The organism is Exiguobacterium sp. SL-10 (assembly GCF_004337025.1).
In the GTDB taxonomy this organism is placed as follows: domain Bacteria; phylum Bacillota; class Bacilli; order Exiguobacteriales; family Exiguobacteriaceae; genus Exiguobacterium.
Window position 1 is genome coordinate 1 of sequence record NZ_SJUP01000020.1, and the last position, 14,875, is coordinate 14,875.

The 14,875-nt window shown below is 50.4% G+C and carries 12 protein-coding genes; 10 read left to right on the forward strand and 2 right to left on the reverse strand.

All coding sequences use genetic code 11. The annotated features are described in order from the left end of the window. Positions 1-509: 509 nt before the first annotated feature. Together EVJ33_RS14675 and EVJ33_RS14680 are read right to left on the reverse strand one after the other, a co-directional pair. Positions 510-1,379, reverse strand: a complete 870-nt coding sequence (locus EVJ33_RS14675) for a tyrosine-type recombinase/integrase (protein ID WP_131438249.1) — start codon at positions 1,377-1,379, stop codon at positions 510-512. A gap of 5 nt (positions 1,380-1,384) precedes the next feature. Continuing rightward, a complete protein-coding gene (locus EVJ33_RS14680) occupies positions 1,385-1,837 on the reverse strand; it encodes a sigma factor (RefSeq protein WP_131438251.1) in 453 nt (150 codons plus the stop codon). 1,714 nt (positions 1,838-3,551) lie between these two features. On the opposite strand from EVJ33_RS14680, the gene EVJ33_RS14685 reads away from it, so the two are divergent. The 10 genes from EVJ33_RS14685 to EVJ33_RS14730 all read left to right on the forward strand — a co-directional run bounded on the left by EVJ33_RS14685 (position 3,552) and on the right by EVJ33_RS14730 (position 14,870). Then, positions 3,552-4,088, forward strand: a complete 537-nt coding sequence (locus EVJ33_RS14685; RefSeq protein ID WP_131438253.1) for a ComF family protein — start codon at positions 3,552-3,554, stop codon at positions 4,086-4,088. Positions 4,089-4,103: 15 nt separating this feature from the next. Next, positions 4,104-5,288 carry a DNA-processing protein DprA gene (locus EVJ33_RS14690; protein ID WP_131438255.1) on the forward strand — a complete coding sequence of 395 codons (1,185 nt, stop codon included), beginning with the start codon at positions 4,104-4,106 and terminating at the stop codon, positions 5,286-5,288. After that, positions 5,275-5,790, forward strand: a complete 516-nt coding sequence (locus tag EVJ33_RS14695) for an HAD family hydrolase (protein ID WP_131438257.1) — start codon at positions 5,275-5,277, stop codon at positions 5,788-5,790. Before EVJ33_RS14690 ends, EVJ33_RS14695 begins: the two co-directional genes overlap by 14 nt. Positions 5,791-5,894: 104 nt before the next feature. Then, a complete protein-coding gene (locus tag EVJ33_RS14700; RefSeq protein ID WP_131438259.1) occupies positions 5,895-7,046 on the forward strand; it encodes an ROK family transcriptional regulator in 1,152 nt (383 codons plus the stop codon). A 168-nt stretch (positions 7,047-7,214) separates the two neighbouring features. Further along, positions 7,215-7,664 (forward strand): hypothetical protein, encoded by a 450-nt coding sequence (locus tag EVJ33_RS14705; protein ID WP_131438261.1) that lies wholly within the window; start codon positions 7,215-7,217, stop codon positions 7,662-7,664. 19 nt (positions 7,665-7,683) lie between these two features. Further along, positions 7,684-8,985, forward strand: coding sequence for an ABC transporter substrate-binding protein (locus EVJ33_RS14710; protein ID WP_236634655.1), 1,302 nt, complete (start codon positions 7,684-7,686; stop codon positions 8,983-8,985). A 63-nt stretch (positions 8,986-9,048) separates the two neighbouring features. After that, positions 9,049-10,002: a carbohydrate ABC transporter permease gene (locus EVJ33_RS14715; RefSeq protein WP_131438265.1), complete on the forward strand. Its 954-nt coding sequence runs from the start codon at positions 9,049-9,051 to the stop codon at positions 10,000-10,002. A gap of 12 nt (positions 10,003-10,014) precedes the next feature. Further along, a complete protein-coding gene (locus tag EVJ33_RS14720) occupies positions 10,015-10,800 on the forward strand; it encodes a carbohydrate ABC transporter permease (protein ID WP_021066292.1) in 786 nt (261 codons plus the stop codon). An 18-nt stretch (positions 10,801-10,818) separates the two neighbouring features. Continuing rightward, on the forward strand, positions 10,819-12,807 hold the full coding sequence (locus EVJ33_RS14725) for a beta-galactosidase (RefSeq protein ID WP_131438267.1): 1,989 nt from the start codon (positions 10,819-10,821) through the stop codon (positions 12,805-12,807). Then, positions 12,804-14,870 carry an alpha-galactosidase gene (locus EVJ33_RS14730; protein WP_131438269.1) on the forward strand — a complete coding sequence of 689 codons (2,067 nt, stop codon included), beginning with the start codon at positions 12,804-12,806 and terminating at the stop codon, positions 14,868-14,870. Before EVJ33_RS14725 ends, EVJ33_RS14730 begins: the two co-directional genes overlap by 4 nt. The last annotated feature ends 5 nt before the right edge of the window (positions 14,871-14,875 follow it).

Below are 14,875 nucleotides of genomic sequence, written 5' to 3' on the forward strand. Positions count from 1 at the left end.
TCCATCGCGTCGAAATCATACATAGTGATGACGACAGTCATCGGATGAGGAACCGGAAATCATTGTTTTCGGCAGAAGTGTAAAAGGCAAACGAGCAAAAAGTGTCAAAATCAACTTGACGTCTACAACAGGGTGCGCACGACTTTTTTCCATGACAAATGAACTGATATGTTTCATCACGACGGTTCACCTCGACCACTTCTAGTTCTGGAAGAAACTCGTTTAACATGATTGATCCCTTCAATCCTTTTAGTGAACTAATTCCCGAAGACGGGCTTCATCAAAAGTGAGCAAGAACCATTTTAACAGCGTTGATTACAAATTCTGATATCGTTGATCAAACTTTTGATTGCATTTTTCTCTGCTGTTTCCACAAAAACAGGAATTCGAACCTGTGATGACAAAAAATGTTGAGTTTGGTTTTGATTTTGTTTTAACCGTACTAATCTAGCATCACTTCAAAAAGATTGAGGCAGGAGTAAGCAACTACTCCTGCCTCAATCTTTTTCTTATTCATTCAAGTTATCAATCAACTTCCGACTCCGTTCTCTGGATACATGGAGATAACGCTCAGTCGTATTGATTGACTTGTGTCCTAGGAGATTGGCTACACCAAGGATGTCTTGACTCTGGTCGTACAGTGTCGTCGCAAAACTATGACGTAACATGTGGCTCGTCAGCTTTACCCCGAATTGTTCTTGCGCGATTTTCTTCAGATCATTGTTCACAAATCCGGGTTGGACGACACGTCCGGTCGGCATCAAGAAAATATGATTCGATTTCCCGACGTTCGGTCGGTGCGTGGCGATATACTTCTTCAGTTCGTCGGTAAGTCGAGGCGTCATCGGGACATGACGTGTTTTATCCCCTTTGCCTTTTCGAACCGTCAACAACCGCTCCTCGAAATTTATGTGGTCGAGTTCTAAATTCAAAATCTCACTGATCCGTAATCCGGCATCCCCTCCGACGAGGTAAATCGTATACAGGGTGTAATTGAGGGCGTGGTATAGCACCGTGTTCAATTGGTCGCGTGTGATGATTGTTGGCGGTTCGCTGACACCTTCCCGTGTGACGATGCGACCGAACGGATTATGATTCATCCATTGCTGCTCAATGGCGAACGTGAACAGTCCGCGGATGCGCATGATATAGGATTTCACCGTATTGTCGGCCATCCCGCTAATGTGTTTCTTATACGGGATCGCATGGTTCGTCTCGCTGATGTCTTGGATGTACATTGCACCGTGCTCGGCTGCATAGCGGGCAAAGCGCAGTAGCGAATTGCGCGTGCTTTTCAGCGTCGTCTCGGGCGCTTCTTTTCGTTCTCTCATGTCTGTTAAGTACATGTCGATTGCATCAGTCATTAACACTTGTTTCATGTCGTTCACTCCTTCAAGTTGATTGCCTCTCTCAGTTCCCGTTGGACGTCGGCCTTATATGCCCGTAAACGACTCGGCGAATAAGACAGCGTCTGTTCGGTCCCATCAATCAAGTGGCAGAGGAGTTCGAAATGGCGGGGCGACAGCAACAACCGCTGTTCGTCGAGCCAGTCAAAGAGATCGCGTTCGGACGTCATGCATTGTTCGGGGATCCGTTCGGCGGCGACCTCGTGCTTTAAATGTCTGGCGTTCTTTTGTTGGTGATTCAGGATGGCGCCCCGGATCCGCTGGAAGCAATATGTCTTGGATAGCGTGCAGCCGCGATTCAATGCTTCCCAAAGAGCGATCCTTGCGATTTGGGCACAGTCTTCCTGTTCGTTCGGGTGGATCGACAGGTGGCGGATGACATAGTGAATCATCGGCTCCCATGCGTGGATTTGATCATCAAGTTGATTCATGTGGCAATTCGTTTCCGAGCGCTCTGTTGATTTTCCTAGGTTAATTCGAGTATAGTCATCGATATTCGACGATTGGTTGTTGCTGTACGTTCGCCTTCCGACTCCATTCGTTATTGTAAGCCGATATTTCAATCAAGCCCTAGGCTTATGTGTGATAAGGACGCTAGTCCATCTCGAATATCGATGAATATCCGACGAAGCGAATGAATGTCGTTTCGTACGTTGATTTTTTGAGCTGTTAACTGTATTAGCCATCAAATGAATGGAGAAATTATGTGGTGCAGAATAGGGGTAGTCCTTACACAATATTGGTAAGCGATGACGAACGACCTTCTAAATGTAGTCGCTCATTCTCTTACAATATTAATGAGCGGGAATCGGTTCAGGATTGCGACATAGTATCGGAGTCCTGATCAAGTCAAAAATTCCTCTTCCTTACACAAGTCGGTTCAACATTTTAAGGTGATTGACCCACCTCCACATAACTGTTGTTTTTCTTCAAACCTACGAACCGTCAGGGTTGACTCTATGTTTTGTTTGAAAGAACTATGAAGCGCTTCAGTCCGGGATACGATGTAACTTGTGGATTGGTGGTCAACGCCAAAAAATGTTCCGCGTTCAGTTCACGAATCGCTTCTCAAAATCCTTGGCTGAAACAGAATGGGATGGCGAAATCTATATAGTAGGCCAACAGGTACGAGACATCTATGACATGTCACGTGAATGGTAACGGACGGCACGATAACCTAAGTGACTCAAGCAAGCGTTCGTCTCCTGGAGCGTATATCGGTTTAGAACATATTTTTCGAATATAGCATAATACAATCAATCAAGTGGGATCTTTGATGTTTCGATGGGGGAGGGATTATAAGTCGGATTCGACCAACGGCATTTCGTTTCTTTCAGGGATTCAGATGGGTTTTGTGTTTTGAAATCATACGATACAGCACCTTCCAAATTTACAGGGATTCGAGAAAGAAGGAGAGGTTGGCAAATCAAATTAAGATATCGGCAAAGGTATCTACGAGATGGAATCGGTAGCACGCCACTATGATGTCCTGATCGAGCAATGTTTATTGATAAGCCTGGAATCTATCGACCAATGCACGGACAGGTTGTTTCTCCAAATTAATAATCCAATCCGTCAACACTTCAGAGTCACAAGTTCGAAGCAAGTCGATGGAACGATGTGTTTTAGCGTCACAGATGGTAGTTCCATGCAGATGCCCTTTTTTGAAGACGAAGTTATCAATAGCAATTTTTTCAGCATAGTGGTTCGGGATTTGAATCTGTTTTAAAACCACTAGCAGTGTCACAAAATCATTTCGGTATTTGAATATACAAACGGGGCACTTTGTGCATTTCGAAAGATACTTCAGTCGTCGCTTTGGGAAATCGTGACGTCTATGACAAGGGTGACCGCAGGTCTGGTCAACATGCACCGTTGTCGTTGTATATAAGACGAGCTACAAGATGTGTGAACATATGTGACGCGCAATAAATCATCTAGGAATTTAAGCTCATTTATGGGGATCAATCCTTTTGATTTTGTTCCCATAATGTCACTATCACTACCTCACAAATATTGTGCAAAAACCACTCCTATTTTGCATTATACAAAAATACATGTAAACCAAGTTTATATTTTACAATTTAAAATTTATAAAGTTATTTATTGTATAATATGTGTTAAATAAATCAAAGGAGTGTGCTTATGGTTTCGAATCAAATTTTTAAAAAATACACAGATGTATATTACGTGGATTATTATCATCCTTATCGTATCCACGGAGAAAAAAATCCTAATTTTAACAATTTTAGTGGTAGCATTTTGAATTTGAAAGAAAACAGAGATCAAGATATCCAAGATTTTTTTCTACTAATGAATCACGGATTAAGTAGCGATAATGTAGTGATTTGCGTTGTACCATCATCAGATAGTAATAAAGTTGATAGTGGTATTAAAAAATTAGCACAAAAATTTGTAAGCTTTGGTAGACGTATTGATGGTACGGCTTGCTTGCAGAGGCATACAAGTGTACCAAAAGCCTCACGTGGAGGAAGTCGTGATGTTGAAACACATTTAAGCAGTATTGAAGTAACTAATAATGTAATAATTAGAAATAGAGAAGTAATTTTATTGGATGATGTCTGTACAAGTGGGAGTTCGTTAACCGCATGTGAAACTTTACTGAAAAGAGCGGGTGCTTCAAATGTTTACAAGGTCGTACTAGGACTTACATTTAGATAGAGGAGGTAGTATCAGTTGAACAACGATGTATGGTTAGCAATTTCTAGCATTACTGGAATAGGTACTAAAACACTCTTGAAAATCTATTTAAATTTTCCTGATTTAACAAAAGAAAATTATTTTGAAGAAATTAAAAAGATAAATTTTGAAAAGATAGGGGTGAGAAAAAATTCTATATCGTTTTTACTAAACTCTGACTATATGAACCAAAAATTTAAAAAAGCTACTTCTCAAATTGAAATGTATAAAGAAAAAGGGATTGAGGTAATTTCTCTCTCTGATAAACGATATCCTAGAGCATTACGTGCAATTAATGATCCTCCTGCTGTATTGTACTGCAAAGGAAACATTAATCTTTTAACACAGAGTAAACAAATTGCAATAATAGGTACGCGTAATGCCACTACTAAAGGTATGAACGCTGCAGGTAAAATTGCAGCCTCCTTCAGCGATTTGGGATACGTAATTGTAAGTGGATTGGCAACAGGAATTGATACGGGTGCTCATTTAGGGGCTCTTGAAAGTAATGGATTTACCATTGCGGTACTAGCAGGTGGTGTGGATGACTCATCTATTTATCCTAAAGACAATATTGATTTAGCAAAAAGGATTTTGAAAGAACAAGGGTTACTTATTTCAGAATATGCACCTGGCATTCGTCCGAATAAGTCGGCGTTTGTACAAAGAGATCGAATTCAAAGTGGTTTAAGTTTGGGTATTTGTCCTGTCCAAACTGATATTGCAGGAGGAACGCAACACACTATTCAGTATGCATTTACTCAAGACAGGATAGTATTCTGTCCAGTTCCTTCTGAACAAGACCATGAAAAAATAGATGTTTACAGAGGCATTCATCAATTAATCAATCAAAAGAAAGTGCATGTAATTAAAAATAAAAACGATTATAAAGTTATTGATGAAATCCTATCAAAAAAGTTGAGAGAGTTGCAGGAAAAAGATGATTTATCTTCTCAGACTGGAAAAGTTCATACACTCCCAGCTAGTGAAGTTAATATTTCGCAACTAGACATGTTTGGAAATGATGTTTGGTCTGATTCATTAGATAAGCATAATAGCGATGATATTTCAAAAAATGTACTTCAGTATATTGAAGTCTGTCAGAAGAATAATATTACTTTGAACGAGTCTATTGATATCTTAAAACAAATATGGAGGCAAAATAAGAATGACAAAATATAAGGGGATTATTTTTGACTTAGATGAAACATTGGTGGATACAACAATGTTGACAGGGTTTAGAGAAAGTCGGAATTGGCCACTTTGTTACACCAATATTCATAGAACACTCCTGTATGATAATGTGGATGTATTACTTCAAAAAATCGTTGATAGCCAAATCAAAATTGGAATTGTAACAATGTCTCCACAATCGTATGCAAAAAAAGTTCTATCTCACCACAATATTGAATATGATGTTTTAATTGCGTTTCATGACGTCCACAATAGAAAACCGCACCCAGAACCAATGTTTAAATGTTTGGAAAGCTTGGAATTGTTAGCGTCAGAGGTAATTAGTTTAGGTGATGATGTAAAAGATATTAAGTCTTCTATATCAGCAGGAATTTATGCAATTGGTCTTGATTCGAGTTCACAGCGTCGAGGCAGTCTGATTAGCGCTGGAGCCCAAAAGGTGTTTGATAATTATTACGAAATCGACGAATTTATATTCGGTGGAAGATAAATTCAAAAGGAAAGATAGACCAATGAAGTTGTATGGTAACCCAATAAGCGCTTTCCCCGACATGCTATACTAAGAAAAAAAGCAAAGAAATGGGTGGAACAGTTATGGGGAAGACGACACCACGGAACTCGAAATGGATGCGGACGTATAACCGCTCGCTCATCCTCCGGCTCATCCGGCTCCATCAGCCGGTGTCCCGGGTCGAGCTCGCCAACAAGACGAGCCTGACGAAACCGACGATTTCAAACATCGTCAATGAACTGAAAGCCGAGGGGCTGATCAACGAGCGCGAGCTCGGTGTCTCAAGCGGGGGCCGGCGACCGATCATGCTCGAACTCGCGGCGAGCGACCGCTTCGTCATCGGCATCGATGCGACGCAGCGGAAATTACATGGCGTCGTCACGAACATCCATGGGGAGATGTTAGGTGAGGCGTGGCATGACGAGCGGTTCGATACGAACGAGGAGTTCATCGAGGCGATCGTGACACTGTACATAGAACTGGCCGGCAAGGCAGAAGGTGACGTCATCGGACTCGGCGTGTCCGTCCACGGGATGGTCGAGGCGGGCGAGGGAATTGTCCTGTTCGCGCCACGCTTCCACCTACATGACATCCCGCTCAAGCGTGAACTCGAAGCGCGCCTGAGCCAGAACGTCTTCGTCGAGAACGACGTGCGGACGCTCGCCTTGGGCGAACTCTATTTCGGCGAGGCGATTGGCATCGACGAGTTCTTCTACGTCTACGCGGGCTACGGGATCGGGGGCGCTTATGTCCACGGCGGCGAACTGATCGACGGAGAACACCATATCGCCGGTGAGATCGGCCATATGCGGATTATGCTCGACGGACCGATCTGCTCGTGCGGCAACCGGGGCTGTTTAGAGGCCGTCGCCGGAGAACGGGCCATCTTGAACGAGGCCCGGCAGCTCAACCACGAGCTCAATCTGAACGATTTGCGGGACGCCGTCGGGACGAACGCCGACATCCAGCAACTGTATGAGCGGGCGGGGGAGTATATCGGCATCGCGACCCTCAACATGATCCATTTGCTCAACCCGAACCGGATCCTGCTCGGGGGACCGCTGTTCAACTACGCGCCGAACGTCGTCGCCAACATCCAGGAGCGGGTCGCCCAGACGGCGCTGACGATGGATGCCCGCCAGACGGACATCCGCGTCGTCCCGTGGAACGCGAACCACGGCGCGCTCGGTGCGGCCGCTTTGATCACGAACCAACTGTTCGGCGAGATTCAATGATTCAATCGCTCTCACCTCGAGGGCGATTTTTTCGTGTCGAAAAATAATTTACATGAAACCGTTTACAAGTCTAAAAAAGATATGCTATAGTCTTTTTGTAGTTAGATAATAAATTTAATTTACTAAGTAAGGGGTGACACTCTCAAACGGGAAAGTGGAGGGGTAGACATGGACATAGAGACACCATTGCTGAAAGACAAGTTTCACGATATATTCGGTCGCTACGGGGCGACGCGGCTGTTCACGAGGGACGGTTCATCGTTCCGTGAATTGGAAGCGTTCACAAAAGCGGACGGCGTCGTCGTGACCCGCTCACGACGGGACGGCATCTTCCGGCTCTACGACGAGGAGGCCCGCGACATCCGCCTGTTCCGCGTCTCGGACTTGAACCAAGCCGAACGGGCGAACAGCTTCGACGACCTGTTCGAGATGTTACTCTGGCGCTTGAAACAACAGGACGCGCTGCCGTTCGGGGCGGACCTATACGTCGTCGGCTCGTACATAGACGACCATTGGCAGGTTGATTTGGAATTGATCGCGTACACACTCACCCGGCTCGGGGATCAACCGATGCCAGACCACTTGATTCGGGAGCTTTGCCTCAAGCTGGTCGCATAACATTCAAAGGAGAATGAACATGAAGAAAACGACAATCGCACTCGCATCATCGGTACTCGTCTTGTCATCACTACTCGCTGCTTGCGGCGGCAAGGAAGAGGCGGCCGCGACGACGGAAGACGGCAAGCCGGTCATCAACTGGTGGGGCTGGGCGCCACAACCAGAAGTCGGGGAAGAAATGGCCAAGGCGTTCAACGAGTCGCAAGACGACTACGTCGTCAAGTTCAAACGTCTCGAGGACTATGAGCAACAGCTCCAAGTCGCCATGCTCGGCGGCGACGGCCCAGATGTCATCGGTCTCAAGGAACCGATGATCCCGCAATACAAGGACCGCCTCGTCCCGGCGAAAGACTACATGGACAAAGCGGCCGGCGCGGGCTGGAAAGAGAAGTTGATCGAGCTCGGCGTCGAACAGACGACGGTCGACGGCGAACAGATGGCGGTACCAGTCGGGTTCACAGGTCAGGCGTATCTCATGTACAACAAGACGATGCTCGACAAATACGGTGTGACACCGCCGAAGACGTATGATGAGACGATCACGGCGATCGACAAAATCAACGCCTCGGGCGACAAGGTCATCCCGATGCAGCTCGGTGCGAAAGACGCCTGGGTCGGTACGGACGTCTTCAACGTCTTGAGCCATCAGGTCGCACCAGGGTACATCCAAAAAGTACTCGCGGGTGAGGCGAAATGGACGGACAAAGAGATGGTCGAGACGGCTGAATTGTGGCAGCAACTGTTCGAAGACAAAGTGTTCCAAGAAGGCGCTTTGGGTCTCGCGACATATATGGACGGCATGAACAACTTCTTCGACAAAAAGGCAGCGATGTGGGTCATCGGCTCATGGGAAGCCCACTCGATGACGACGGTCGAGAAGCGTGACAAGTGGAACAACTTCGAAGATGAGATCGGCTTCGTCCCGCTCCCGAACCTCGCGGGCGGCACAGAACAACCGGTCATCGCCTCAATCGACATGGCGCTCGGTGTCAACAAAGAGTCGAAACAACAAGACGGCGCGGCCGCCTTCATCGCCTACATGACGCAAGGCGAGGGCCAAGCGCTCTACATGGAGAAGTTCGAAATGGCACCAGCCATCAAGGACATCGAAGTGGCGTATGAGGACAAGTTCACGTCTGACGTGGAGCGCGAGTCATACGAGATCTTGAACGAGACGGTGAAGAACGCCGTCGCGGGCCGCGGCATCCGTGACCCGAAAGTATACGACACGCTCGGCAAAGAACTTCAAAACATCGCCGGCGGTCAAGACGCGAAAGAAGCGCTCGCGCGCATTCAAGCGATCGCCGACCAAGGGAAATAATCGAACGAGCGCCAGTGGCCAGCCTGACTGGCGCTCGATTTTTTATGAGAGTGAGGGAACCTTATGCAACACGCAACCGAGTTACCGGAAGAACAGCCGAAGCTGTCGGCGGTCCCGCCGAAACAACCGGACCCGACGAAAAAGAAAGCGCAGCTGAAGAAGAATTTGATCGGCTGGGCGTTCGTCGCCCCGACCGTCCTGTTCGTCATCGCCTTCATCTATTACGGCATCTTCTATAACGCCTATCACTCGCTGTTCTCATGGGACGGCATCTCGTTCGAGAAGACGTATATCGGCTTCGAGAACTTCGCTCGCATGTTCAGCGACCCAGAATTTTATAACGCGCTCAAGAACACGGGCATCTTCACCGTCTTGACCGTGACGATTCAAGCAGGGCTCGGGCTCGTCTTGGCGTACTTGCTCCACACGAAAGGCGTCGGTCGCACGTTCTTCAAGTCGGTGTTCTTCTTCCCGGTCGTGTTGAGCCCGGTCGTATTGGGTGCCGCGTTCTCGCAAATCTTCGACTTCCAGTTCGGCTATATCAACGAATTCCTCCGGATGATCGGTCTCGGTGCGTTCGAACAGAACTGGCTCGGTGATCAGGACGTCGCCTTATACGCCATCATCTTGATCAACATCTTCCAATGGACGGGTTCATCGATGATCATGTACTACATGGCGATGCTCGCCATCGAGCGTGAAGTGTTCGAGGCGGCCAATATCGACGGTGCCGGCTTCTGGCGCACGCTTTGGAGCGTCGTGTTCCCGAACTTGAAAGGGACGACGTTCACGCTGACGATTCTCGGGGTCATCGGTGGACTGAAGACGTTCGATATCGTCTGGATCTCGACGCAAGGCGGACCGGGGAACTCGACCGAGGTCATCTCGACGTACCTGTTCCGCAAATCGATGTTACATCAAGAGGTCGGCTACGCCAGTGCCGTCGCCATCATCTTGCTGATCATCGCGCTCAGCATCACATATTTCCAGACACGCGTACAGAAGAAAATGGACTGAGGAGGGATACCGATGGAAATTCAAACGAAAAAAGGAAGATGGCTCACCAATCTCGGCTTGTCGCTCATGGCGGTCATTTGGTTGTTCCCGATCTTCGTCATGTTCAAAGAGAGTTTACGGGTCAACGGCTTCAGTAACTATATCGCGACGTTACAGAACCCGAACTTCCCTCAGTTCGTCTTCAACAGTTTCATCGTCGCGTTCTTTATGATTCTCATCTCGATCTCGTTCCTCGCCTTCGCGGCGTTCGGCTTCTCGAAGCTCGAGTTCGCAGGGAAGCGACTGTTGTTCAATCTTGTTCTAGCTGGGCTCATGTTGCCGGTCGCGTCACTCATCGTCCCGCTCTTCTTCACGCTACGCAACCTTGACGGCTTGAACAGCTACTGGGGATTGATCGGCGCCGAGGTGGCGTTCTTCCTCCCGTTCGGGCTCATGCTCATCAAGAGCTACTTCGACGAGCTGCCGAACGAACTGATGGAAGCGGCCCACATCGACGGGGCGACGACGTTCCAAATCTTCTATAAAATCATGATGCCGCTCGCCAAGCCGGCGCTCGCGACGGCGACGATTTATGCGTTCCTCAACTCTTGGAACGAGTATTTGATGGTCCTTACGTTCATGACGGACCCGGCCTATCAGACGGTGACGATGGCCCCGACGTTCTTCACGGAAGCGCTCGGCGGCGACCCAGGTAAACTGTACGCCTCGCTCGTCTTGATCAGCTTGCCGACGATGGTGTTCTATATCTTCTTCCAACGCTTCTTACAGAAAGGCATGACTTCGGGAGCGGTCAAATAATCGATTGAGGTGAATCACATGTATGTAGGTGTAGATTATTATCCAGAACAGACGGACCGCGCCCTGTGGGACGAGGACGTCCGCTTGATGAAAGAGTTAGGGGTTAACGTGATCCGCATGGCCGAGTTCGCGTGGACGATGATGGAGCCGGCCGACGGCGAGTTCGACTTCTCGTTTTGGGACGAGGTCGTCGACACGTTCGGCAAGGACTTCGACGTCATCCTCGGCACGCCGACGGCGACGCCACCGGCCTGGTTGATTGAGAAGTACCCGGACATTCTGCCGGTGACGGCGGACGGGGTCCGCATCAGCTTCGGTGCCCGTCGCCACTACACGGTCAACAGTCCGGTGTACCGCGAGTACTGCGAGCGCATCACGCGGAAGATGGCGGAGCGTTACGGGAAACACCCGGCCGTCATCGGCTGGCAGACCGACAACGAGTACGGCCACGAGAAATCGGATCGCTCGTACGGTGACGTCGATCAAGTCGCCTTCCAAACTTGGCTACAAGACCGCTATGAGACGCTCGACGCGTTGAACGCGGCCTGGGGGACCGTCTTCTGGAGCCATACATACTCGGCATGGAGTCAGATTCCGGTTCCTCGCACCGTGTTCCAAGAGCACAATCCGTCGCTCCTCGTCGACTTCGATCGCTTCTGCTCGGACGCTTACCGCTCGTTCAACAAGCTCCAAGTCGATACGCTCCGGCCGCTCATCCATGACGACGCGTTCATCACGCACAACCTCGTCTATAGCGACATGGCGATCAACCAACAACAGATGGCCCAAGACCTCGACTACGTCTCGTTCGACAACTATCCGGTCTGGGGCGGTCTACCGGAGCCGAACCGATTCGAGAAGACGGCGCACGACCACGACTTATGCCGATCGTCAAAACAAGGGAAAGGTTTCTGGGTGATGGAGCAGCTGAGCGGTGCCCAAGGTTGGAGCCGGATCGGCTACTTGCCGCGACCGGGACATATCCGTCTGTGGACGCATCAGGCCGTCGCGCGCGGCGCCGAAGCAATCGTCTATTTCCGCTTCCGGGCCGCCCATTTCGGGACCGAGGAGTTCTGCCACGGCATCATCGACCACGACGGCAAGCCGAAACGGAAATTCGATGAAGTGCAGGGCGTCATGAAGGAATTGACGACACACGGCGATATGATCAACGCCGCGGAATACAAGGCCGACGTCGCCGTCTATTACGACCAAGAGAACCTATGGGCGTGGACGCACCAACCACACTCGGACGCGTTCAATTTCAAGCAAGAGTTCGTCCGCTTCTACGGGGCGGCGGTGCGCCAAGGCGTCAACACGGACATCGTCTTCCCAGGGGACGCGCTCGACAAATATAAACTTGTCGTCGTACCACTCTATTTCCTCGGAAATGACACGTTCGATGCATCGCTCATCGAGTATATCGAGAACGGTGGCCACGTCATCTTCACGTACCGGACGGGCGTCAAAGACCCGATCAACCGCTGTCACTTCGACACGTTACCGGGCAAGTTCGCAAAATATGCCGGCATCGAGATTGACGAGTACGAGAGCCTGCAGGCGGTCCAGTCGAACCAGGTTCGCTTAGGCGACTATGTCTCGGAAGCGAACATCTGGTGCGACTTGATCACGCCGAAAGGTGCCGACGTGCTCGCGACGTATGAGCAGGCGTTCTATAAAGGAACGGCCGCCGTCACGCGCCACACGTATAAAGGGGATGTGACATACATCGGCTCATCGGTCGACGATGCGATGCTCGATGTGATTTACAACGAGGCGCTCACACGCGCCGGCATCGATGCGAACCGTCTTCCGGACGACGTCGAGAAAGTCGATCGCCACGGCGACGGGTATATCATCCGCTTCTACATGAACCATTCGACGGACGTGACGTCGACGGTCGACGTGTCAGGCGAATGGCAGACGCTCGATGGAGATTCGGTATCAGGCAAGCTCGAGCTCAACCCGCTCGACGTCGTCATTTTGAAGCAGGAGGTGGAGGCATGATTTACCGCTTCGACAACCGCTTCGTGATTGAAGGAAAAAACCTCGCTTACGTGTTCGATGTCGACGCCCGCGGACGACTCGCCCATCAATACCTCGGTGGCCGGCTCCTTGAGTCGGATTATGCCGAGTTGCCGGACGCACGCATTTTGCATTCGTCATTTGAGACACCAGAAGGCGTCGCCGCGTACGAATTCGCCTCGTTCGGTGACCTCGTCTATACGGAACCGACGTTGAAGAGTCATACGGAGCGTGAACGGCTGCATGCCTTCACGTTCCAGGAGGCGCGCATCGATGGCGACACGCTCGAGATCGACTTGGTCGACTCGATTCAACAGTTGACCGTGACGCTCCACTTCACGGTGTATGCGGCGTATGACATCATCGCCCGCAAGATGACGATTCAAACAGGGGAGACGGTGACGCTCGAGAGCGCGCAATCGTTCAGCCTCGGCTTGACGGAACGCAAGCTTCGCCTCAGTCATTTCAGTGGGGCGTGGACGAGCGAGTTCCAGCTCCAGCAAGGCGACTTGCTCCCAGGTAAGAAGACAATCGAAAGCCGCCGCGGTTTGACGAGTCACCAAAGCAATCCGTGGTTCGCGCTCGACCAGTCGGCGACGGAAGAAAACGGTGAGGTCATTTACGGCTTCCTCGCTCACTCTGGTAACTGGGCGATCCATTTCGAGCGCGACCAGTTCGGCTTCACGCAAGTGACAGGCGGACTCAACCCGTTCGACTTCGCGAAGAGACTTGAAGCGGGTGAATCGTTTACGACACCGACCGGCTATATCGGTTACACAAAACAGGGTTTTGGCGGCATGAGCCGGAACGCGCACGATTTCGAGCGCGACGTCATCATGCCGGAACGGACGCGCGAGACGCTCCGCCCCGTCTTGTATAACTCATGGGAGGCGACGTATTTCGACGTCAGCGAGGACGGGCAGAAACGGCTCGTCGATGAGGCAGCCGCGATCGGCTGCGAGCTGTTCGTCGTCGACGACGGCTGGTTCGGCGAACGGAACTCGGACGCGGCCGGTCTCGGGGATTGGCACGTCAACCCGACGAAGTTCCCGAACGGGCTCGAGCCGCTCATCCGCTACGTCGAAGACAAAGGACTCCAGTTCGGCCTCTGGGTCGAGCCCGAGATGGTCAACCCGGATTCGGACTTGTACCGGATGCACCCCGATTGGATTTACCACACGGACGGCCGCCCGTCGACGACGTCGCGCAATCAGTTCGTGTTGAACTTGGCGCTCCCGGAAGTCGAGGCGCACGTGACCGGTCTGTTGGACGAACTGCTGTCGAAGCATGCGATCCGCTATATCAAGTGGGACATGAACCGCGCCTTCTCAGAGCCGGACAGTCCGCAATTACGCGACGCGAAAGAGCTGTGGCTCCGCCACACGGAAGCCGTCTATCGCATTCTCGATACGCTCCGGGCAAAACATCCGGACGTTGCCTTCGAGTCATGTGCCGGCGGTGGGGGACGGATCGACCTCGGTGTGCTCACCCGCGTCGAACAAGTTTGGACGAGCGATAACACCGATGCGCTCGACCGGCTCGAGATTCAAGAAGGCTTCTCGTACGCCTACAACGCCAAGATGATGAGCTGCTGGGTGACGGACGCACCGAACTGGTTGAACGGCCGCTCGCTCCCGCTCAGGTTTCGTTTCGTCAGCGCGATGCAGGGCACGCTCGGCATCGGTGGCAACCTGCTCGAATGGAGCCAAGACGAGCTTGTTGAGGCGGCACAATGGATCAAGACATACAAGTCGATCCGCCCGCTCGTCCAACACGGCACGAGCTCTCGTCTCGCCTCGCTCAAGACGGATGGGGTGCACGCGATGGGTTATACGGACGGGGAGGACTATGTCGTCCTCGTCAATGCCGACCGTCGTCACTACGGCAAGAATCGATTGCGCGTCAAACTCGCCGGGCTCGACCCGGAACGCACGTATGTATATGAAGAAAAACGTTTGAGCGGACGCTATTTGATGGAACAAGGCCTCACACTCACACAACAACAGGACTATGATGCGTATTGCCTGGTCATCCGCCCGGCATGAGCAAA

Bases quoted from the DNA above. Each gene is read 5' to 3' on its own strand.
- EVJ33_RS14675 (WP_131438249.1), bottom strand. From the start codon at position 1,379: ATGAAACAAGTGTTAATGACTGATGCAATCGACATGTACTTAACAGAC.
- EVJ33_RS14680 (WP_131438251.1), bottom strand. From the start codon at position 1,837: ATGAATCAACTTGATGATCAAATCCACGCATGGGAGCCGATGATTCAC.
- EVJ33_RS14685 (WP_131438253.1), top strand. From the start codon at position 3,552: ATGGTTTCGAATCAAATTTTTAAAAAATACACAGATGTATATTACGTG.
- EVJ33_RS14695 (WP_131438257.1), top strand. From the start codon at position 5,275: ATGACAAAATATAAGGGGATTATTTTTGACTTAGATGAAACATTGGTG.
- EVJ33_RS14700 (WP_131438259.1), top strand. From the start codon at position 5,895: ATGGGGAAGACGACACCACGGAACTCGAAATGGATGCGGACGTATAAC.
- EVJ33_RS14705 (WP_131438261.1), top strand. From the start codon at position 7,215: ATGGACATAGAGACACCATTGCTGAAAGACAAGTTTCACGATATATTC.
- EVJ33_RS14710 (WP_236634655.1), top strand. From the start codon at position 7,684: ATGAAGAAAACGACAATCGCACTCGCATCATCGGTACTCGTCTTGTCA.
- EVJ33_RS14715 (WP_131438265.1), top strand. From the start codon at position 9,049: ATGCAACACGCAACCGAGTTACCGGAAGAACAGCCGAAGCTGTCGGCG.
- EVJ33_RS14720 (WP_021066292.1), top strand. From the start codon at position 10,015: ATGGAAATTCAAACGAAAAAAGGAAGATGGCTCACCAATCTCGGCTTG.
- EVJ33_RS14725 (WP_131438267.1), top strand. From the start codon at position 10,819: ATGTATGTAGGTGTAGATTATTATCCAGAACAGACGGACCGCGCCCTG.
- EVJ33_RS14730 (WP_131438269.1), top strand. From the start codon at position 12,804: ATGATTTACCGCTTCGACAACCGCTTCGTGATTGAAGGAAAAAACCTC.